General features: G+C 40.0%; 24 protein-coding genes and 1 pseudogene. 21 read left to right on the top strand and 4 right to left on the bottom strand.

Features of this window, described 5'->3' with window-relative positions; all coding sequences use genetic code 11:
* Positions 1-14 precede the first annotated feature (14 nt).
* The 3 genes from JFU24_RS24695 to JFU24_RS24705 are packed head-to-tail and all read left to right on the top strand — an operon-like array spanning position 15 to position 1,011.
* Positions 15-284, top strand: coding sequence for an IreB family regulatory phosphoprotein (locus JFU24_RS24695; protein WP_034311358.1), 270 nt, complete (start codon positions 15-17; stop codon positions 282-284).
* On the top strand, positions 284-709 hold the full coding sequence (ruvX, locus tag JFU24_RS24700; RefSeq protein WP_053347052.1) for a Holliday junction resolvase RuvX: 426 nt from the start codon (positions 284-286) through the stop codon (positions 707-709). The genes JFU24_RS24695 and ruvX overlap by 1 nt, the downstream gene beginning before the upstream one ends.
* Before the next feature lie 11 nt (positions 710-720).
* Complete coding sequence (locus JFU24_RS24705) at positions 721-1,011, top strand: DUF1292 domain-containing protein (protein ID WP_053347051.1); 291 nt, start codon at positions 721-723, stop codon at positions 1,009-1,011.
* Positions 1,012-1,071: 60 nt separating this feature from the next.
* Here the strand turns inward: JFU24_RS24705 and JFU24_RS24710 are convergent, their stop codons facing one another.
* Positions 1,072-1,227, bottom strand: coding sequence for a hypothetical protein (locus JFU24_RS24710; RefSeq protein WP_201223604.1), 156 nt, complete (start codon positions 1,225-1,227; stop codon positions 1,072-1,074).
* Positions 1,228-1,573: 346 nt separating this feature from the next.
* On the opposite strand from JFU24_RS24710, the gene mltG reads away from it, so the two are divergent.
* The 8 genes from mltG to JFU24_RS24750 all read left to right on the top strand — a co-directional run bounded on the left by mltG (position 1,574) and on the right by JFU24_RS24750 (position 10,054).
* Entirely contained in the window at positions 1,574-2,710 is a 1,137-nt protein-coding gene (mltG, locus tag JFU24_RS24715; RefSeq protein WP_397328315.1) for an endolytic transglycosylase MltG, read from the top strand.
* 290 nt (positions 2,711-3,000) lie between these two features.
* Entirely contained in the window at positions 3,001-3,666 is a 666-nt protein-coding gene (locus JFU24_RS24720) for an O-methyltransferase (RefSeq protein ID WP_201185907.1), read from the top strand.
* Entirely contained in the window at positions 3,653-4,582 is a 930-nt protein-coding gene (locus JFU24_RS24725; protein ID WP_201250659.1) for a peptidase U32 family protein, read from the top strand. The genes JFU24_RS24720 and JFU24_RS24725 overlap by 14 nt, the downstream gene beginning before the upstream one ends.
* Positions 4,583-4,614: 32 nt before the next feature.
* Entirely contained in the window at positions 4,615-5,886 is a 1,272-nt protein-coding gene (locus tag JFU24_RS24730; RefSeq protein WP_201185906.1) for a peptidase U32 family protein, read from the top strand.
* Position 5,887: 1 nt separating this feature from the next.
* A complete protein-coding gene (gene udk / locus JFU24_RS24735; RefSeq protein WP_201185905.1) occupies positions 5,888-6,526 on the top strand; it encodes a uridine kinase in 639 nt (212 codons plus the stop codon).
* Between the two features lie 307 nt (positions 6,527-6,833).
* A complete protein-coding gene (greA, locus tag JFU24_RS24740; RefSeq protein WP_056528546.1) occupies positions 6,834-7,310 on the top strand; it encodes a transcription elongation factor GreA in 477 nt (158 codons plus the stop codon).
* 161 nt (positions 7,311-7,471) lie between these two features.
* A complete protein-coding gene (locus tag JFU24_RS24745; protein WP_201223612.1) occupies positions 7,472-9,211 on the top strand; it encodes a peptidoglycan D,D-transpeptidase FtsI family protein in 1,740 nt (579 codons plus the stop codon).
* A 99-nt stretch (positions 9,212-9,310) separates the two neighbouring features.
* The gene (locus JFU24_RS24750) at positions 9,311-10,054 is read left to right on the top strand and encodes a YrrS family protein (RefSeq protein WP_201250660.1); all 744 of its coding nucleotides are present in this window, start codon (positions 9,311-9,313) and stop codon (positions 10,052-10,054) included.
* 88 nt (positions 10,055-10,142) lie between these two features.
* Here the strand turns inward: JFU24_RS24750 and JFU24_RS24755 are convergent, their stop codons facing one another.
* Positions 10,143-10,355, bottom strand: coding sequence for a DUF2536 family protein (locus JFU24_RS24755; RefSeq protein ID WP_053347042.1), 213 nt, complete (start codon positions 10,353-10,355; stop codon positions 10,143-10,145).
* A 159-nt stretch (positions 10,356-10,514) separates the two neighbouring features.
* On the opposite strand from JFU24_RS24755, the gene JFU24_RS24760 reads away from it, so the two are divergent.
* The 6 genes from JFU24_RS24760 to JFU24_RS24785 all read left to right on the top strand — a co-directional run bounded on the left by JFU24_RS24760 (position 10,515) and on the right by JFU24_RS24785 (position 15,059).
* A complete protein-coding gene (locus JFU24_RS24760; protein ID WP_201223616.1) occupies positions 10,515-11,153 on the top strand; it encodes a class I SAM-dependent methyltransferase in 639 nt (212 codons plus the stop codon).
* 16 nt (positions 11,154-11,169) lie between these two features.
* Positions 11,170-11,865, top strand: coding sequence for a 5'-methylthioadenosine/S-adenosylhomocysteine nucleosidase (gene mtnN / locus JFU24_RS24765; protein ID WP_053347040.1), 696 nt, complete (start codon positions 11,170-11,172; stop codon positions 11,863-11,865).
* Positions 11,866-11,957: 92 nt separating this feature from the next.
* Positions 11,958-12,881: a PLP-dependent cysteine synthase family protein gene (locus JFU24_RS24770; protein WP_056528561.1), complete on the top strand. Its 924-nt coding sequence runs from the start codon at positions 11,958-11,960 to the stop codon at positions 12,879-12,881.
* 2 nt (positions 12,882-12,883) lie between these two features.
* Positions 12,884-14,020 (top strand): bifunctional cystathionine gamma-lyase/homocysteine desulfhydrase, encoded by a 1,137-nt coding sequence (locus JFU24_RS24775; RefSeq protein WP_201223618.1) that lies wholly within the window; start codon positions 12,884-12,886, stop codon positions 14,018-14,020.
* A gap of 116 nt (positions 14,021-14,136) precedes the next feature.
* Positions 14,137-14,403 (top strand): YrhC family protein, encoded by a 267-nt coding sequence (locus JFU24_RS24780; protein ID WP_053347037.1) that lies wholly within the window; start codon positions 14,137-14,139, stop codon positions 14,401-14,403.
* Positions 14,404-14,918: 515 nt separating this feature from the next.
* Positions 14,919-15,059: a YrzI family small protein gene (locus JFU24_RS24785; protein WP_201185881.1), complete on the top strand. Its 141-nt coding sequence runs from the start codon at positions 14,919-14,921 to the stop codon at positions 15,057-15,059.
* 396 nt (positions 15,060-15,455) lie between these two features.
* Here JFU24_RS24785 and JFU24_RS24790 read toward each other — a convergent pair whose 3' ends face one another.
* Positions 15,456-15,647 (bottom strand): hypothetical protein, encoded by a 192-nt coding sequence (locus tag JFU24_RS24790; protein WP_201185880.1) that lies wholly within the window; start codon positions 15,645-15,647, stop codon positions 15,456-15,458.
* Between the two features lie 192 nt (positions 15,648-15,839).
* Between JFU24_RS24790 and sigK the strand changes: the two genes are divergently transcribed.
* From sigK to JFU24_RS24805, 3 genes and pseudogenes are all read left to right on the top strand, one after another.
* A complete protein-coding gene (gene sigK / locus JFU24_RS24795; protein WP_053347035.1) occupies positions 15,840-16,562 on the top strand; it encodes an RNA polymerase sporulation sigma factor SigK in 723 nt (240 codons plus the stop codon).
* Positions 16,563-17,004: 442 nt separating this feature from the next.
* Positions 17,005-17,463: pseudogene (locus tag JFU24_RS24800) on the top strand (transposase); the annotation flags it as partial.
* Between the two features lie 749 nt (positions 17,464-18,212).
* A complete protein-coding gene (locus JFU24_RS24805; protein WP_201223620.1) occupies positions 18,213-20,003 on the top strand; it encodes a M3 family oligoendopeptidase in 1,791 nt (596 codons plus the stop codon).
* 64 nt (positions 20,004-20,067) lie between these two features.
* On the opposite strand, the gene pssA is transcribed toward JFU24_RS24805, so the two are convergent.
* Positions 20,068-20,607, bottom strand: a complete 540-nt coding sequence (gene pssA / locus JFU24_RS24810; RefSeq protein ID WP_056528566.1) for a CDP-diacylglycerol--serine O-phosphatidyltransferase — start codon at positions 20,605-20,607, stop codon at positions 20,068-20,070.
* Positions 20,608-20,742: 135 nt separating this feature from the next.
* On the opposite strand from pssA, the gene JFU24_RS24815 reads away from it, so the two are divergent.
* The gene (locus tag JFU24_RS24815; protein ID WP_056528573.1) at positions 20,743-21,528 is read left to right on the top strand and encodes a phosphatidylserine decarboxylase; all 786 of its coding nucleotides are present in this window, start codon (positions 20,743-20,745) and stop codon (positions 21,526-21,528) included.
* Positions 21,529-21,534: the final 6 nt, after the last annotated feature.

The raw sequence follows: 21,534 nt of genomic DNA on the forward strand, positions 1-21,534 counted from the left end.
AGAGGTGCATGATAATGAGTTCCTTTGATAAAACGATGAAATTTAATTTTCCCGAAGAACCATTCGAAAGAGATGTACAGGAAGTATTGTCTCAAGTTTATGTTGCACTTCAGGAAAAAGGTTATAACCCGATTAACCAGATTGTCGGTTATTTATTATCTGGTGACCCGGCCTACATCCCGCGCCATATGGATGCTCGAAACATTATTCGTAAGCTTGAACGCGATGAGATCATTGAAGAATTGGTTAAATCGTATCTTAAGAACCATCGAGAGGAATACTAATGCGCACAATGGGACTTGATTTAGGTTCAAAAACTATCGGTGTTGCTGTGAGTGACGCGATGGGTTGGACTGCACAAGGATTGGAAACAATCAAAATTAACGAAGCTGGAAATGACTTCGGCTTTAAACGTCTTAATGAAATAATAAAAGAACATGAAGTTTCTAAAATTGTCCTCGGTTTACCCAAAAATATGAACGGAACCGTAGGACCGCGCGGTGAGATCAGCCAAGATTTCGCCAAGCGATTAGAAAACAAATTCAAGCTGCCGGTGTTTCTCTGGGATGAACGGTTGACAACGATGGCGGCTGAACGTGTTCTTCTTGAGGCGGACGTGAGCCGAAGCAAACGTAAGAAAGTCATTGATAAAATGGCAGCTGTCATGATTCTACAAGGTTTCTTGGACAGACAAACAAATTCAATATGAGGTGAATACAAATGGAACACGGCGAAAACAACATTACAGTAGTAGATGAAAACGGAAACGAGCAGCTTTGCGAAATCCTGTTCACATTCGATTCTGATAAATTTAACAAATCTTATGTACTTTACTATCCGATGTCTGCTGAAGATGACGAGGAAGAAATTGAAATCCACGCTTCATCATTCACACCAAGCGAAGATAATAAAGATGGTGAACTTGCACCAATCGAAACAGAAGAAGAGTGGGATCTAGTCGAAGAAATGTTAAACACATTCCTTGACCAAGAAGAAGCTGAAGAAGAATAATATATATAAAAACTGACCTTAAACCAAGGTCAGTTTTTTTCATTATGTACCAAAAAATCCTTATCTTTTCTCCACAAACAAAAGAATAAAAGTGGCGAGCGGACCTAAAAATAATGATAATATGAACCAATTCAAAGCTGTTCTATTTTTACCTTGAGCAAGCCCGGCATTAATGAGTGCTAGTGTCCCCCAACCAACAAAATAAGAATTATCCAACTCCTTCACACCTTTCTTTATCATAAAATTAATAGTAGCATAACCACATAAATATTCTTTTTATTTTATCAAATGTCTGAAACACCAATCGTATTCGAAGAAAATCTCATGAAAGTCTATTACAGCTAATTACTAAAAAATATCACTAATTCCCTATTAAATAACACCTGTATATTGACAAAACTAGTGCGATTTTGCCATAAATAGAGTAATAACGAATGTAGTTTTGCAAAAAACATGTATTTATTTGTTGGTTTTAGTATAATATTCGAAGCAAAGTCTAATTAGAGAAAGCATCTTCTAGGAACTATTATGTAGTTGGTGTGAGTTTGCAGGGGGAATGAAAATGGATGAAAAAGATCATAAGTTATCAAAAAAGGAACATATTCGAATGAAATTGTTAGAACAGCAAGGAGAAGCAAGGCTTGTTCGTAAAATTATCATGATTACGATAGCTTCGCTAATTTTATTAATCGGGATAGTTGGTCTTGTTGGCTTTTTATATATCAACTCAGCCATGAAGCCAGTTGATCCTGACGATGACACGATTAAGAAAGTGAAGATTCCAATCGGTTCTTCCGTGAATGGAATTTCAACATTGCTTGAAGAGCAGGGGATAATCAAGGACGCCCGTGTATTCAAATATTATATTAAATTCCGTAATGAATCCGGTTTTCAGGCAGGGGAGTATAAATTATCACCATCCATGCCAATTCAAGATATTGTGACTAGCATCAAAACCGGGAAACTTATGAAAGAAGCGACCATGAAAATAACGATTCCAGAAGGAAAGCAGCTAATTCAGATTGCTGATATCATTGCCGTGAAGACGGATCAAGATCCAAAAGAAATTTTTAAGAAATTGAATAGTGAAAAGTTCGTTAATTCCATGCAAGAGAGATTTCCGGAGCTGTTAACGTCGGAGATTGAGAATAAAAATGTTTTGTATCCGCTTGAAGGGTATCTATTCCCAGCGACCTATGACTTTTATGAGGAAAAACCGTCTTTAGAAGCAGTAGTAATTGAGATGCTGAAGAAAACGGAAGAGACCTTGCAGGCATATGAAACTCAGATGAACAAAAAAGATTATTCTGTTCACCAGATGTTGACATTTGCTTCGCTTGTTGAAGAAGAGGCAACTGCCCAGGTAGACCGTGGGAAAATTGCTTCCGTCTTCTATAATCGTATCAAGAAAGATATGCCGCTACAAACGGATCCGACCGTTTTGTATGCAAAAGGTTCACATAAAAGTAAGGTGCTATACAAAGACCTTGAGGTGAAGTCTCCGTATAATACGTATAAGAACAAAGGGTTGCCGCCGGGTCCGATTGCCAATGCCGGAACGACATCGATTGATGCGGTGTTAAAGCCTGAGAAGACAGATTTCTTATACTTCTTGGCAACACCTGAAGGAGAAGTTCTTTATTCGAAAACGTTGGAAGATCACAATAATAAAAAGGCAGAACATATTACCAATAAATAATAGCTGATAGCTAAAGCGACTAGGGGGGAGGGATATTACTTTCCCCTTGTTTTTATGATAGAATAGTAAAAGTGAAATTTCAGATCCGATTTTTATCGATGACTGTAACTCGGCGATTGCCGGGTTTTATTTTGAAAGATAAGGAAATATAGATCGTCAAGCATACTGGTTTCAGCATGTTGTGTAAAGATGATGGCACTTGAAAGGTACTGATTATCTTTCGGTCCAGCCCATCTTCTGCTTGAACCAACCAAAGCGCTTTCGTTTTTCTTATTATTGGAGGAAATGTCTTGAACGGAAAAATAGAACAATATCTTCATTCCTTAATCCCGGAACGTACGGGTTTAATTAAGGAGTTAGAGGATTTTGCACTGGAAAATAATGTGCCGATCATGGAGCCGGAAGGTATAGAGGTGCTACTCCAGATTTTGAGGCTTCATCAACCGCAGGCGATATTGGAAGTTGGTTCAGCGATTGGCTATTCGGCTATAAGAATGGCTGAAACCTTGCCAGAAGCTCGTATCGTCACACTTGAACGGAATGAAGCTAGAATTCAACAAGCGAGAGCTAATTTTGCTAAGGCTGACCTTTTGGAACGGATTACCCTTATTGAAGGGGATGCCCTTGAAGCAGGGCCGCTAGTAAAAGAACATGGTCCGTTTGATATCATCTTTGTTGATGCAGCTAAAGGGCAGTACAAGCGCTTCTTTGAGCTGTTTGAGCCATTCCTGAAGGATGCTGGCATTATTATTACTGATAATGTATTATTTAAAGGCTTGGTTGCTGAAAACATAGAAGAAATGGAAATGACGAGACGAAAACGTGCTCTTATAAAAAAAATTAGAGACTTTAACAATTGGTTACACAACCATCCACATTACGATACAGTAATTCTGCCGATTGGTGATGGTGTGGCCATAAGTAAACATAGAGGTGACAAAAATGAAAAAGCCTGAATTACTCGTGACTCCGACAAGTGTCACTCATATTACAGCGCTTATCGATGCGGGTGCTGATGCATTCGTTATCGGGGAACAACGTTATGCGCTTCGTCTAGCAGGGGAGTTCAAACGTGAGGACGTCAAGAAAGCAATTGAACTTGCACATGCAGCAGGTAAAAAAGTATACGTGTCTATGAATGCTATTTTTCATAATGAAAAAGTGGACGAGCTTGAAGAATATGTCGTTTTCCTTAAGGAAGCAGGGGCCGACCGGATTATCTTCGGAGATCCTGCTGTCCTAATGGCCGTTCGAGCTGTAGCGCCGGATATGCCGTTGCACTGGAATACAGAGATGACGGTAACGAACTGGTACACGTGTAATTATTGGGGAAAACGCGGTGCTGTCCGTGCCTTGGCTGCTCGTGAAATAAGTTTGGACGAAATTGTTGAAATGAAGGGAAATGCCGAAGTCGAGATTGAAGTGCAGGTCCATGGCATGACGTGCATGTTCCAATCGAAGCGCACACTGCTAGGTAACTATTTCGAATACCAAGGCAAAGCGTTAGAAGTGGAAAATCGGAAGGAACAAAAAAGTATGTTCCTGCATGACAAGGAACGTGAAAATAAATATCCGATTTATGAAGACGAAAATGGAACGCATATCATGAGTCCGAACGATATGTGCATGATTGATGAACTTCAGGAATTAATTGAAGCGGATATTGATTCTTTGAAAATTGAAGGGGTGTTACAAACACCTGAGTATATCGTAGAAATAACAAAATTATATCGTGAAGCGATTGATGTATGTGTAGAAGATACGGATCGTTATGATGATATGAAAACAGAACTATATGAAAAGGTTAAAGCGATTCAGCCGGAAAACCGTGAGTTGGATACAGGATTCTTCTTTAAAGAATCGGTTTATTAAAGAAAAGGGTAAGAGAAAGAGGAGGAATAGCCTTGAATGCTATTGCTAATAAAATTTCCAAAATAGTTGATGGAAAGAGAGTCATTGTTAAAAAACCAGAATTGCTGGCTCCCGCTGGCAACCTGGAAAAATTAAAAATAGCTGTCCATTATGGCGCAGATGCCGTGTTTATTGGCGGACAGGAATACGGACTTCGTTCAAATGCCGGTAACTTCACTTTTGAGGAAATGAAGGAAGGCGTCGAATTCGCTAAAAAATATGGTGCTAAAGTATATGTGACTACGAATATCTTCGCTCATAATGAAAATATCGATGGACTTGAAGAATATCTGGAAGGCCTTCAGGATGCCGGAGTTCATGGAATTATCGTTGCTGATCCATTAATCATTGAAACTTGTAAGCGGGTTGCTCCTAACGTTGAAATCCATTTAAGCACACAGCAGTCGTTGTCGAATTGGAAGGCTGTTCAGTACTGGAAAGAGGAAGGTCTGGAGCGTGTTGTTTTAGCACGTGAGACAAGTGCTGAGGAAATCCGTGAAATGAAGGAGAAAGTCGATATTGAGATCGAAGCGTTCGTTCACGGTGCAATGTGTATTGCCTATTCTGGTCGCTGTACCCTTTCAAACCATATGACTGCACGTGATTCGAACCGAGGCGGCTGTTGCCAGTCTTGCCGTTGGGATTATGATTTATATGAATTAAATCAAGACGGGGAAAAAGCTTTATTTGATAAAGAAGATGCTCCATTCGCAATGAGTCCGAAAGACTTGAAATTGATTGAATCTTTGCCTGGCATGATTGAAATTGGCATTGATAGCTTAAAAGTCGAAGGCCGGATGAAGTCCATTCATTATATCGCTACAGTAGTCAGTGTCTATCGTAAGGTGATTGATGCGTATTGTGCCGATCCGGATAATTTCAAGATTAAGCAAGAATGGTTGGAAGAGTTGGACAAATGTGCGAACCGCGAGACAGCATCAGCGTTCATGGAGGGAGAAATTCCTGGGTATAAACAGCAAATGTTCGGGAATCATACCGTAAAGACTCGCTTCGACTTCGCTGGACTGGTACTTGATTACAATGAAGAATCTCAAATCGTCACCCTGCAGCAGCGTAACTTCTTCAAGCCTGGCGATGAAGTGGAATTTTTCGGACCGGAAATCGAAAACTTCACTCAAAAAATTGGCACGATCTGGGATGAGTCAGGTAATGAGTTGGACGCAGCACGCCATCCGCTTCAAATTGTCCGCATTCAAGTAGATAAGCAAGTATATGTGAACAATATGATGCGGAAGGAGAATTAACATGACAGGGAAAAAACCAGTAGTAATCGGAGTTACCGGCGGATCAGGGTCAGGTAAAACAAGTGTTACCCGTTCAATTTTTGAATTCTTTCAAGGGCATTCAATCTTGATGATCGAACAAGATTATTATTATAAAGATCAGAGCCATCTGCCGTTTGAAGAACGATTGAAAACAAATTATGATCATCCGCTCGCATTTGACAATGATTTGTTAATCGAGCATCTTAATGCGTTGCTAAGCTATGAAACGATAGAAAAGCCTGTTTATGATTATTCGATTCATACACGTTCAGATGAAGTCATCACCGTTGAACCACAGGATGTTATCATTCTTGAGGGGATTCTGGTGCTGGAAGATGAGCGCCTTCGAAATTTGATGGATATGAAGCTCTATGTAGATACTGATGCAGACTTGCGGATACTTCGCCGAATGACGCGAGATATTAAAGAACGCGGCCGTTCCATAGATTCTGTCATCGATCAATACATCAGTGTCGTTCGCCCGATGCACAATCAGTTCATCGAACCGACAAAACGTTACGCGGACATTATTATTCCTGAAGGTGGTCAAAACCATGTGGCGATTGACCTTATGGTGACAAAAATTCAAACAATCCTTGAACAAAAGTCTTTTTTGTAATAACATAGCATAAATAATGATAGGTGCCATTTTCCTTCGTTTTTTATAAAAATCCCATTTATTTATTGGGAAAGACTGGACAAATGTTGGAAAACGCAATACTCTATTCTTGATACAGAACGAACCGGCTGCTCAATGCAGTCGGTTTATATACTAAGGAACAGTTTGTTTCTTAGTATCAAAGCGTGTGCTTTATTAAAGGCGTGCACTTATAAATCTGATTCAAGTTTTAGGGTTAAGAACTATATAGTACATAAACTTGTCACAGCGAATGCTTGCTGTAAAGAATTAGAAGGAGTGAAGGGTTTTGGCAATTGAAAAAGAATATCCAATGACTAAAGAAGGTAAGTTAAAGCTTGAACAGGAACTGGAACAATTAAAAACAGTTAAACGAAAAGAAGTTGTAGAGAGAATTAAAATCGCCCGCAGTTTTGGAGATCTTTCTGAGAACTCAGAGTACGATTCCGCAAAAGAAGAGCAGGCATTTGTTGAAGGGCGTATTACTACAATCGAAAACATGATTCGTAATGCAAAAATCATTGAAGGCAATGATTCGAATACAGATACAGTTTCACTTGGAAAGTCTGTAACGTTTGTAGAACTTCCAAACGGTGACGAAGAAACCTATTCTATCGTGGGTAGCGTTGAAGCGGACCCATTCGAAGGGAAAATTTCAAATGATTCACCAATTGCCAAAAGCTTAATTGGAAAAAGAGTCGGCGACAAGGTTTCGATTATGACACCTGGCGGCGAAATGAGCGTCAAAATCGTTTCTATTAGCTAATGACATTTAAAGAGGATGCCCCTTAGGGCATCCTCTTTTTGTCGGTTTCATGTTAGTCTCTCTATAAGTTGAATGAAAGTAGAAATTCAAGCTACTTTAAATTTGTTCATAATTGTTTAAAAATTCACACCTCGTCAACAATGGTTACGAGGTGTATTTTTATGAAAAAGAAACGAATGAGGATGCTGGCTATTGTATTGGCTACTTTGATGCTAATGCTTATAGGCAGGCTTGCCTACATCCAACTTGTATCGACAGAATCTTTCTCTAAACATGATGTGAATTTAATAGAAGCAAGTGTAAACCAGCGGTCGCAGATTTTAAAGATTGATGATGGACGGGGGAAGTTTTATGATAGAAATGGAGAGCCGCTTGCCCATGAAGAGATTCCAACCCTTGTGCTGTTTCCGTTTTTGAACAAAATGACATGGCCTATAGAAGAAATTGCCTCGATTATCGGCAGACCGGAATCGGAGTTGAAAAGGGCAATTGCGGAATCGGATGAACCATTTGTTTTTGGCGGAGATAAACCGATTGAGTTAACGGCCAGCCAATCGAAGGCTATCAATGAAATGAAGATCCCTGGGGTTTTTGCTGTGAAAGAAAAGCTATATCACGATCAAACTCCGGCAGCGCAATTGATTGGCACGACGAATATATCAGATGCCGAAAAGAAAAAGCGTTACCCGGATGTGGAACTAGCTGCCGAAACGAAGATCGGCAATACTGGACTGCAAAGAACCTTTGACGAATTCTTGCTTTCAGCAGGAGAATCAAAACTCGTTTTTCATGTAGATGCCACTGGCGGTCCAATGTTCGGTGTGGATGTAAAATACGTAGAACCTGCAAACCCGCTCTACCCAGTGAAGGTTGTAACAACGATTGATAAAGAAATCCAGGAAAAAGCGGAGAAGCTTGTTGACGAACGCGGAATAAAAAAAGGGGGTCTCGTACTGATTGATATAGAAAAAAGTGAGATCGTAGCCATGGTATCACGTCCAGCACTTGATATAAAGGATCCGAATGGCGAAGGAGCCATCAATATGATGCTAACTCAAAAAACGCCAGGTTCCGTTTTCAAAACGGTCACAGCTGCAGCTGCAATTGATTATGAAGCAGCTAGTCCTACAAGAACATTCAATTGTAATTTGACGATTGACGGAAAAACAGATAAACAGAGGGATCTGGGCATGCTTAATTTTGAAAACAGCTTTGCTCAAAGCTGTAACAGGACATTTGCTGAGTTGTCACAGGAAATCGCTGTGAAAGATCCTGACTATCTGGATAAATATGCGAAAATGTTAGGCTTAACCGGCGAATCAGGATGGCAGGGAGATGTGTATCATACAGCAGTTACTCAACTGTATCATGAACAACAAGGGAAGGTCTGGCATGATGACGATTTAAAAAAGGACCCTAAAATGATTGCCCAAACAGCAATTGGTCAGAAGGATGTCCAAACGACACCGCTTGCAATAGCCAACATGATGGCGACGATTGCCCGCGGCGGTAAGAAAGAACAGGTTAAAGCCGTGTCAAAGGTTGAATTTAACAACAGTACGACCGTTGTAAGCTTTCCAAATAAAAGTATGGATGGAAATTCCCTTTCTCCCTATACAACAATGAAGCTGCAGCATCTTTTACGGAAAGTCGTAACCGAAGAGAAAGGGACTGGCGCTTCCTTGAAGGATTTGCCTGTAGAGGTCGCAGGCAAGTCTGGAACAGCGCAGACGAAAACTGAAAAAGGGGAGCTCAATAAATGGTTTGCAGGCTATTTCCCTTATAAAAATCCTAAATATGCATTGGTTACAGTCAGTTTTGAAACGAAAGAAGATAGTGCCAGCATGACGCCTCTTTTTTCAGATATTGTAAAAGTTATGTACTCCAAGAACCAGGACTAGTGCAAGAATTGACGAAAAGTCTAGGAAAGCCTTCCCTTCTATCTCTAGCCAAATCATGTTAAAATGAGGCAGGACGAAATGGTAAGGGAGGAATGGACCTTGGGCTCAAGATACAATCAGAGAGATCAAAAAAGAAAAGTAAATAAAATATATAATATCGCAATCACCGTTGTCTCGATTCTTATTGTCATTGTCGCCGTCTCTATTTTCTTAAGTGATGATGGCACTGATACAGAAAAAGCTACAACTGAACCAAAGCAGACCGTTGAAAAAGATGCGAAAAAGAAAGTGGATAAACCTGCTGGCAAAGAAGAAGATACTGATTTGACTAAGGAAGATGAAGACGAAGATAGCAAAGCAACTGAAGAAGGTACAGAAGAAAATACTGAAGATGGCACAGATACAGACGCAAATAAAGACACAGACACAAACACAAATCCAGATACAGAAACAGACACAAATCCAGATACAGACACAGATAAAGCAGAGGACGCTAAGCTTGTCGAAGTGGAAGGAAGCGGAGATGGCAATGTCGCGACAACATACAAGAGCGAGAGCTGGAAACCAGTTGGTACAGAGCAATCCGGTGAACACACAACAAGCTTTCAAAAGAACTCTGTTGATTGGAATGAAATGAGTAAAGCGATTGCTCATGGAGCAGGTATTGACCAAGGTAACATGAGACTGTGGTGGCTTCAAAACGGCGGATCACCTAACACTGCAATCGGTACCGTATCAGAAGGGGACAACCCTAAAACCTTCCGCGTTTATATTGAATGGGTAGACGGATCAGGTTGGAAGCCCGTAAAGGTTGAAGAATTGAAGACGAACGATAAGAAATAAAAGTCAGAGTTTATATGAATATATCTTCAAAATGAAAAACCCCCGAAAAGAATGCCTCTTTTCGGGGGTTTTTCATTGATAATAAAGATTACTTTTTGGCTTTAAAGTGAACGACTGCACTGTAAAATCTTCTGCCCTCTTCACTGACATACATTTGGTGCGATACGGAGTGGACTTGAAGCATGATCGCTTTATTGATTTCGATTTGTGATTGGATTTTTTCTTCTAGGTTCTTGATGCTTTCTGCTTCAAAAAATTCAATTTTATCTTCGAATAAGTTTAAGTCAAGTTGAAAATTCATTTCTGTATTCCTCCAACGTTTTAATAGTGTTAGTTTAACACCAAATGAATTGAATCTGAACTTGAATGATAGATTTGCCTAAAAAATAAGAACTGTTCTTAGATTCATTTCATATTATGCTTATAGGTTTTATTATCTTATCATAAAAAGGTGATTAAAATGGGCAGAGAATTTGTAGAGTTATTTGAGGAATGGTCGAAATCGTATGATGATACCGTCGGTGGACACGATATTGAATATCAAGAGGTTTTTAAACATTATGACAACATATTAGACAGCGTCACGAGTCGGGCTCACGGTCATGTGCTGGAGTTTGGGGTAGGGACCGGGAATTTAACGGCAAGGCTGCTGAAGAAAGGTCTTATGGTGTCTGGAATTGAGCCGTCACCAGCAATGAGGGAAGTAGCGGTTAGCAAGTTAAGGGGAAAAACAGAAATTATCGATGGTGATTTTATGGATTTTCCGGAGCCTAAACAAGTAGATTCGATTGTGAGTACGTACGCTTTTCACCATTTAACCGATGAAGAAAAAGAAAAAGCTATAGCGAACTATGGAAAGTTACTGAATACAGGTGGTAAAATAGTGTTTGCGGATACAATGTATCAATCGAGAGACGCGCATGAACAAGCGATTCAAGATGCAAAGCATGCAGGCTTTCATAATTTGGCAAACGATTTGCAAACGGAATATTATACGACCATTCCTTTTTTAGAAAAAGCACTTGAAACACATGGATTTAAAGTGAACTTTGAGCGCTGCAATCAATTTGTCTGGATTATGGAGGCTGAAAAATTATAGGAAGAGGTTTTTACTAATGAAGGTAGCCATAATCGGAGCAATGGAAGAAGAAGTTACGATTTTACGTGATAAATTGGAAGGTTTGGAGCAGGTTACGATTGCCGGATCCGAATTCAACACAGGGACACTGAACGGAATTGAGGTCATTTTACTTAAATCGGGAATCGGTAAAGTGAATGCTGCGATGTCCACAACCATTCTTTTAGAAAAATTCAAACCGGATGCGGTCATTAATACAGGATCTGCAGGAGGTTATCATCCAGCGCTTAATGTCGGGGATGTGGTCATTTCAACAGAAGTGCGCCACCATGATGTTGACGTGACAATCTTTGGCTATGAATACGGTCAAGTACCGCAATTGCCAGCAGCATTTATCCCGGACGAGAAGCTTTTTGCTATCGCAGAAGAAGCGGCGAAAGAAATTGAAGATATTCAAGTGGCGAAAGGTTTGATCGTGACGGGAGATTCTTTCATGAATGATCCTGTTCGGGTTGAATTCGTCAGAGGGAAATTTACAGATTTATACGCGGTGGAAATGGAAGCGGCAGCTATTGCTCAGGTAGCACACCAATTCCAAACACCGTTTGTTATCATTCGTTCCCTTTCAGATATCGCTGGCAAGGAGTCGAATATATCCTTTGATAAGTTCTTAGAAACGGCGGCGCTTCATTCATCCGCTTTGATTTTAAAAATGGTTGAAAAAATGAAATAAATGCCCAGTGATCAGCGGGAATCTTTTCCGCTGATTATTTCTTGCATATAACACACTAAATTGGTAGGATAACTATGAAAGGATGTCCGATTATGAAGTTCTATCAAAATATTCATGAATTGATTGGGGAGACCCCGATAATGGAAATCACCCACTTCCCTCTTCCGGATCAAGTCCGGATCTTTGCCAAGCTGGAATACTTTAACCCTGGCGGCAGCGTGAAAGATCGGCTTGGCCAGGAACTTTTGGCGCAAGCATTACAGTCAGGGAATGTGAAAAAGGGCGGAACCATCATTGAACCGACTGCAGGGAATACGGGGATTGGCCTAGCCCTTGCTGCGATAAACAGTGGTGTTGATGTAATATTTTGTGTACCCGAGAAATTCAGCGCCGAGAAACAGGAACTGATGCGTGCCCTTGGAGCAAAAGTGGTCCAGACCCCGACAGAGGAAGGAATGCTAGGTGCAATCCGCAAAGCGAAGGCGCTGCTGGATGAAATTCCAGGATCCTATTGTCCAGAGCAGTTTTCCAACCCATCCAATCCGGATGCCTATTATAAAACATTGGGACCTGAAATTTGGGAGCAGCTGGCTGGCAATGTGGATGTGTTTGTTGCCGGTGCGGGAACAGGGGGCACTTTCATGGGTACATCGCGTTATTTAAAAGAAAAAAATCCTGCGGTCAAAACGGTCATTGTCGAACCGGAAGGATCTATTATAAACGGAGGCAAAGCTGGTCCCCATAAAACAGAGGGGATCGGGATGGAATTTTTACCAAGCTATATGGATGAAACGTACTTTGATCAGATTCATACGATAAGCGACGATGAGGCGTTCCATATGGTGAAGGAATTGGCGCTTAAAGAAGGACTTCTTGTTGGAAGTTCTTCTGGCTCGGCATTTGCAGCGGCATTGAAAGAAGCAGCTAAAGCTACCCCGGGTTCGAATATCGTTGTGATATTTCCGGATTCCAGTGAACGGTACTTAAGCAAAAACATTTATCAGGGAGGTCTTTGAAAATGAGGAAAAAAACACAAATGATCCATGGCGGTATTTTTGGTGATGAAAAAACGGGAGCGGTGTCGGTGCCGATTTATCAAGTGAGCACTTATAAACAGGATGGTCTGGGGAAAGATCGAGGATATGAATATTCACGTACAGGCAACCCAACCCGCCATGCCCTTGAGGAATTGATCAAGGATCTTGAAGAAGGAAAAAGAGGATTCGCCTTTGGTTCAGGAATGGCAGCGATAACGGCGGTTATGATGCTGCTGAGTCAAGGTGATCACGTTTTATTGACGGATGACGTTTATGGAGGCTCTTTCCGAGTGATGACAAAAGTGCTGAACCGCTTCGGGGTGGAAGCTACGTTCATCGATACGAGTGACATACATTCGATCCAAAACGAGATCAAAGACAATACAAAGGCACTGTTCATTGAAACCCCGACGAATCCATTATTGAAGATCACTGATCTAGAGGCGGTTTCAAAAATCGCTAAAGAAAACGGTATCCTCACTGTTGTGGATAATACCTTCAGTACGCCATATTGGCAAAATCCACTTACACTTGGTGCTGATATCGTGCTTCATAGCGCTACGAAGTACTTAGGGGGGCACAGCGATGTTGTAGCGGGTCTTGTCGTGGTGAATGATGAAAAACTTGGCGAGGACCTTCATTTCATCCAAAACTCCACAGGAGGCGTGCTAGGGCCTCAAGATTCATGGCTGCTGATGCGCGGCATTAAAACGCTTGGAATCAGGATGGAAGAACATGAAAAAAACACCTCCCAAATCGTTCGTTTCTTATCCGGGCATAAAGCCGTTTCGAAAATTTATTACCCAGGTCTTGAAGACCATCCAAACCATGATATTGCTAAAGAACAATCGCGTGGCTTCGGCGGCATGGTTTCATTCGATGTCGGCAGTGCCGAAAAAGCCGAATCCGTTTTGAATAAAGTGAAATACTTCACGCTGGCTGAAAGTCTAGGGGCAGTGGAGAGCTTAATTTCGGTTCCAGCCAGGATGACACATGCCTCGATTCCAGCCGAGCGCCGTGCAGAGCTTGGGATAACAGATGGGTTGATTCGAATATCCGTTGGTCTGGAAGACGTTGAAGACTTATTGGAAGACTTGGAACAAGCGCTAAAAGGGTAAATCGGAAGAGGGACCGCTTTAAAGCTAACTGCCATTATTTACACCGTAGCATTTGGAATAAATATGGTAGAATGATATATCGATTACTTACTAGCTTGAAAGAAGGTGGAAATGGCATGAAAAATCGTAAAAAACAAACGGCTGCAGTCCTACGCTCAAAAAAGACGGATTTTAAACAATTTGCGATTACCTTGCTATGTGTGGGATCGTTCTTCTATTTAGGAACCATACTCCCTTCTGTTGAAAAAACGATGGTTTCCACGAATGTCTATATGGGAGCCACAATTTTGTTCCTCGGTATGTCTATTCTATTTTTCAGATTATCTAATAAATATAAAAAGATCTTGGCAGAAATGGATGACCATGACTCTTTAAAACAATAAAAGCAAGCCTGATTCTTCGTAGATGTTGACGGAGAATCAGGCTTTTTTGTTTTTCAAACATCTAGAGAAAATCAATAACAGGATAGGGCTGCTTTTTCATACTAATTTCCTCCCTTAGCTGTGAATTTCTAATAAAAATAGGAAAAAAGAAAGAACTTTCAAAAAAATAGGCAAAAGCCGTTTACAAAAATGCCATTTGTGGATATACTTACCAGGTAATAAAAAATATTCCAAAGGAGGTCGATGAAAATGAAATTGTATCTACAAGGATCTATCACTAATCAGATTGGCTGGACTGTTTCAAATAACAATCACATACTATTCGACCTGTGCCAAGCGGAATATTTCTAAAGCAATTTTGGCTTTATTAATCATTCAGACATAGCGGCCGCAGGGAGAAGTCTTTTATCCTGCGGTCTTTTTATATTCTCTTAAAAATCCCGCAGGAGGAAGTAACTTTCTGCGGCCTTTTTATGCCTTTTTTGGTAAGCCGCTCCCTTAAAGGAGGTGATATTATGACACTGAATATGCTATTTTTTACAATCACAATAAAAATGAAAAAAATGACTGCTGAAGAATGTTTGCAACAGGAGAGAATTAACAAGCTTCGTGAAGAGCACTTAAACAATGCAATGAAGCATCGTCCTTTTTTCTAAGACTTGATATGTACGGTTAGGATTTATAAATTTTAGGAAAGGTGGAGGTAAATATGATTAAATTGGTTTATATAAAAGGAGATAAGTATTGTTATTGGAATGAGAAGGATACCGGCTAATGGATTTGTTTACCTTTCACAGTATTGCCATGGTTTGTATGTAAATTGTTCAAATAAGCAACGGTTAAGAGCAGCGGAAACATGATAAATTGAAGATAAGTTAGATATGGGGAGTGATTCTTGATGTTCTCAATGGTAATGATCCTTATTTTTACTACTGTCATCGGAACTGTAATCGCTGTAAATGTTTCCGTCGATGCCGATCAGCCGCTTCACAGTTTGAAGTAATAATGTAAAGTAGAAAACTCGGCATTTCAGCCGAGTTTTTTATATGCTTTTAACAGCAGCAGGGACCGAGTCCACCGTCTCCAAACCCACATCCCGGCAGCCACCAAAAGCCGAATATGAGCAATAAAATCAAGAGGACAATAAATAGGCCATACCCAAACCCGTAACATCCTCCTCCATAATAAGGTGCTGGACCCGGATAACCATAGTTGTATCCGTATGGTCCATAGTTATATCCCATAGTAAAAACCCCCTCTCCCTAAAAATTCACTATCATTATATGAATTTTTGTATTTGTCCGATTGGGATTTCAACCATTCTTGTTTTAGACATTTTTTTACTTTCATGATTTCTTTTAGTGGTACAGACACGAACAAGCCCACTGTTGCATAGTTATGAATAGGGAAACCAAAGAAACGGGAGGATGAGACCAATGCCCGGAATACTTACAGCTGTAGGCTATATTATCAAAGAATTTTACTTATTAGTTTCCTATGTAAAAAACAACGCTTTTCCCCAGCCCTTGTCATCCCAGGACGAAAAGAAATACCTGAAGCTCATGGGTGAGGGTGATGGTGATGCCCGTAACATTCTTATCGAGCATAACCTCAGGCTTGTTGCCCATATCGTCAAGAAATTCGAGAATACAGGCGAAGATACAGAGGATCTGATTTCGATTGGGACAATAGGCTTGATAAAGGCCATTGAAAGTTATTCCGATGGAAAGGGTACGAAGCTGGCCACATATGCAGCACGTTGTATCGAGAACGAGATCCTGATGCATTTACGAGCAACAAAAAAAACGAAAAAGGATATTTCATTACATGACCCGATTGGTCAGGATAAAGAAGGAAACGAAATCAGTTTAATTGATGTGTTGAAATCAGAATCAGAAGATGTCATTGATACGATTCAGCTCAATATGGAAATTGAAAAGGTGAAAAAGTATATTGATATTTTGGATGAACGGGAAAAGGAAGTCATTGTTGGCAGGTTCGGATTAGATTTAAAAAAGGAAAAAACCCAGCGGGAAATTGCTAAAGAACTTGGGATTTCCCGTAGCTATGTATCGCGTATTGAAAAACGTGCCTTGATGAAGATGTTCCATGAGTTTTATCGAGCGGAAAAAGAGAAAGAAAAGAAAGCAAAAGGATAAAAATCATTTTTTAAAAACAAAAAGAGTGCGGGTCAAACTTCCCGCACTCTCAGACTGTAGACAAACTCGATGAAAATCGAGTTTGTCTACAGTTTTTTTGAGGGGGTGTAAAAATTCGAACGTTGATTTCCACTCCAGGCACTCGCTTTCCGCGGGCGGTCAGGGAGCCTCCTCGGCGCCTTTGCGCCTGTGGGGTCTCCCTTGGACACGCTTTTCCCGCAGGAGTCTCGCACCTTCCGTTCCACTCAACTTTGTTTTAACAATTAGAAATAACCACTTTTGCCTACAGTCTTTTTTGTTTTAATATAAGAGTATTAAAACTTGAGGTAATGACGATGCTTTCGAAACATCATTCTATTCAGCGAGATCAACTTGAAATGATTACTTTGGATCAACTGGTGCCAGCGAACCATTTGGTTCGTAAAATTGAGGGGCCATTTTTCCACTAACAAAAGAAGGGTTCTTTCGGAAGCATGACTATGTTTACGATGAACATTTTAATTGTTATCTCTGCCCATCGGGCGAGATTTTAAAGTACTCAACAACAAATAAAGAGGGCTATCGCGAGTACAAATCACCCAAACACACTTGTGCGACATGCTCATTTTTATCACAGTGTACAGTAAGCAAAGACCATCAAAAAGTGGTGACACGCCATATCTGGCAAAATTATATGGAAGAAGCAGATCATCTGTGTCATCACAAGGATGTAAAACCTATATATACGAAACGTAAAGAAATAATAGAGCGTGTATTCGCAGATGCAAAAGAAAAGCATGGTATGCGTTGGACTACTTTAAGGGGACTTAAAAAATTGTCGATGCAGGCGATGCTTACTTTCGCTGCCATGAATTTAAAGAAGATAGCCAATTGGACATGGCAAGGTCCAAGAATGGCTTAATAAAGTGGGCTCGTAGAGGCCAAATCTCTTAATCTTGAGAAAAATTCAATGGGAATTTCAAAAGGGGTCCGGAATTAAAACATTCCGAACCCCTTTTGTCTACAAACTGAGAGTGCGGGTCAAACTTCCCGCACTCTTTTTGTTTTAATATTTATTTCTGAATAGTTCTGCAAAGGCATGATAAATCTCAATACCTTGGGAAAGGAACAGACGTGAAGCAGTTAAAGAAAAGACACCAATCATTATTAGGCGGAACCACATGTTCATCACTCCTCGATTTTATTTTTTTATAAAATCTTAGAGTTTGTGGATACGTAATTCGCCTGGAAAAAGACTGGACTGAGAAATCTCCGTCGAAGATTTGAGTGAAAATAAAGAAAATTAAAAATGCAAAATTCGAAAGTAAGAAAAAGGATAACGTCCTGCCAGGAACCTAAGAAAGGTATGAACGGGAGCTTTTTCTCGGCCTTATCCCAGTGATGAACATCAGTGTGTTCTTCAAGGTTTAATGGCTGTATGTGATGTTGAAGAGGTATATGTAGTGTCCAAAGAAGCAGGGTAATGGCTGACAGCTGGATAAATAGTTTCATGTAAACCTTCCCCTTTCCTAAGGATATAAACATCATAACATGCTTTTAATTATGGATATAGAAAAATGTTTCGAAAAATTACTGAAAATTCTTTTTAGTTAGAAAAATATAGGTAAAACCTCTATAATAGGTTTATTGATAAAAGGGGGCAAACAGAAAATGGAATATTCTTTAACATGGGATTTGGATATCTTTTTTAAAGGAGGAAGCTCTTCTAAGGAATTCCTGCTTTTTTTAGATGAAATCAATCAAGAGGTTCAAGAATTTGATCGTCTTGTAAGTAAGATAAATTCAGAAGAAAATGATGAAATCAGTTTGATCCAGGCATTTGATCTTTTTAAAAATTTAAATATGAAATCGAGACAGGCTAGCGCCTTTATAGGATGCCTGGAAGCTCAAAATGCACAGGATAAAAAGGCAGGTCAACTGCGAATAAAACAATTGAAGAGTGTGGCGTCACTAAAAATGGTGGTAAGTAAACTGGATGAAAAGCTAGTGGAGCTTGATGAGGTGTTTTTTCAGAGTATCCTCAATAAAGAACCGTTGAATGAACTGAAATATGTATTGAATGAACGTAGAGAAAGAGCGAAGGAAAGGCTGTCTGTTAAGGAAGAGTCACTAATCACCCAGCTATCCATGGACGGGTTTGAAGGCTGGAGCCAAATGTATGATACAATTGTGGGCTCGATGACCATCCCTTTTAAGGGTGAAGCACTTTCTGTTGGTCAGGCGGCTAATAAATTTTCTGATCCGGATAAAAACGTCCGGAATGAATTGTTTACTGCTTGGGAACAGGCTTGGGATGAAAAAAGTGATCTTTTTGCCCGGACTTTGAATCATTTAGCAGGCTTTCGTCTCAGTGTGAATGAAAAAAGAGGCTGGGATGATATTTTGAAGGAGCCGCTAGAAATCGGCAGGATGAAGAAAGAAACCCTCGAGAGCATGTGGACCGTAATTGCTGAAAATAAGGAGCCGCTAGTGAAGTTTTTACATAGGAAGGCGGAATTACTTGATTTGGAGAAATTAAGTTGGGCTGATTTGGATGCTCCTCTCGCTGTTACAGCAGAGTCAAAGGTAATGAATTATCAAGAAGGTGCAGATTTTATCGTGCAGCAATTTTCTAAATTTGGAACTCAGTTAGCGAACTTCACTCAAAAAGCATTTGAAGACAGCTGGATTGAAGCAGAAGACAGACCAGGAAAGAAGCCAGGCGGTTTTTGCACAAGTTTCCCTTTGGATAAGCAATCCCGGATTTTTATGACGTATTCGGGCACCCCTTCGAATGTGTCGACATTGGCTCATGAATTGGGGCATGCTTTCCATTCATATGCGATGAGGGATATCCATCCATTGAATCGATCATATGCAATGAACGTGGCAGAAACAGCCTCTACGTTTGCAGAGATGGTCGTTTCGGATGCAGCAGTGAAAGAAGCGACAAATGAGGAAGAAAAACTGATTCTTTTAGAAGATAAAATTCAACGTTCTGTGTCATTGTTGATGAATATCCATGCTCGTTTCTTATTTGAGACAAGATTTTACGATGAGAGAAAACAGGGATATGTCAGTGCCGAACGCTTAAATGAACTAATGGTTGAAGCGCAAAAAGAAGCCTATGGTGATGCGCTAAGTGAGTATAATCCAACGTTTTGGGCTTCAAAGCTTCATTTCTATATAACAGGTGTACCGTTTTATAATTTCCCATACACATTCGGATTCTTGTTCTCATTAGGCATTTACGCGAATGCGCTTAAAGAACCTTCTGGGTTTGAAGAAAAATATATTGCTTTACTAAAGGACACCGGTTCCATGAAGGTCGAGGACTTGGCAGAGAAACATTTAGGCGTGGATTTAACTACCCGTGATTTTTGGGAAGAAGCGGTTACTGCCTGTATGGAGGATGTCGAAGAGTTCATCCGTTTGACCGATCCTCTAGTTCAAAAAGCATAAACTTGGTCTAGTTAAAATAAGAACAAAAAAGCGGATGTCCGGTTTAGGACATCCGCTTTCCCATTTAAACTTTTTTCAGTTTAAATGGACTGACCATAAGTAATGATAATATAATCATGAGGGATAAGAAAAAGACCGGGTGGAGATAAGGAATGGCTAAATAACTAACGGTGGCTAAACAGCCTGCAACGGTAATCGGAACGCCGGTAAAATATCCATTGCTTTCACTGATGTTAAAACGGGCTAGACGAAATGCGCCACAGCCGATGTAAAAAACCGTAAATAGTGTGCCTGGAGCTCCGAATTCTATTAAAATTCCTTGGTATAATAATAGAGCTGGTGCAACGCCGAAAGAAATAATATCGCACATGGAATCAAGTTGCTTACCTAATTCCGATTCAATGTTAAACTTCCTGGCAACCATACCGTCAAAGCGATCTGCAAGGGCAGCTAGGAAAATTAAAAGCAAGCTTAAATTCAATTGGCCGTGCATCACGGCAATTATTGCAAATCCACCAAGGGATAAATTCATTAAAGTAAGTATATTTGCTGTTTGGGCTTTCACTTTTTTAATGGTTTGATCTAGGGCGTGTAATAAAAACATCTTTTCACTCCTTTCAAATAAAACAAATAAAAACAAAATATAGTAAACATAAGTATTTATTATATAATAATATTTTATTTAACACAATTTATGCAAGGGGTTTTAGAATTATTTTACAATTTGGAGTGGTTTTGTTTGTATCAATCTTTTTATCGTATTCTTATTGAACTGACGAATGGAAGGTATTCGTCAGGTATATTAAAGCATTTTAGCCAATCTCGTTGGAGTAAGCCGTTGATTTTATTTTATGTAAAAACTTTTAACCTTAATCAACAAGAATTTGGTAAGGACCTAAAAACGTACAACAATCTGCATGAGTTATTTACAAGACACTTAAAGCGGGAGGCAAGGCCAATTACGGTGGAATCTTCTGCAGTAGCATGTCCTGTAGATGGTGTGCTCGAGGATGCAGGGGAAATTCGAGCTGATAAAAAAATTGTAGTAAAGGGAAAAGTATATTCGATAGAGGAAATGCTAGGGGACGCGCTTTTTTTAGAAAAGTACCTAGGTGGTAAATATCTCGTGTTATACTTAAGCCCGAGTCATTATCATAGGATTCATGCGCCTATTTCGGGTTCTGTGGTAAAACGTTGGACGCTTGGAAAGAAATCTTACCCTGTTAATAAATGGGGAATGAAATATGGAAAAGAGCCATTATCGAAAAATTATCGTACAATAACAGAGCTTCAAAATGAGGCGGGATGTTTAGCAATGGTGAAAGTCGGTGCCATGTATATTAATTCCATCGTTATTACTGATGAATCGAATCACTTAGAAAAAGGACAGGAATTTTCTTATTTCAGTTTTGGTTCAACAGTCGTGATGCTTTTTGAGAAAAACAGTTATCAACTCGATGAAAACTTATCTATTCCCGCTGATGTCCGTGTCGGTGAAAAGATTGGGTACATGAGAGTCGTTTAATAATCA

This window comes from Peribacillus sp. TH27 (assembly GCF_016650915.1).
Classification (GTDB): Bacteria; Bacillota; Bacilli; order Bacillales; family DSM-1321; genus Peribacillus; species Peribacillus butanolivorans.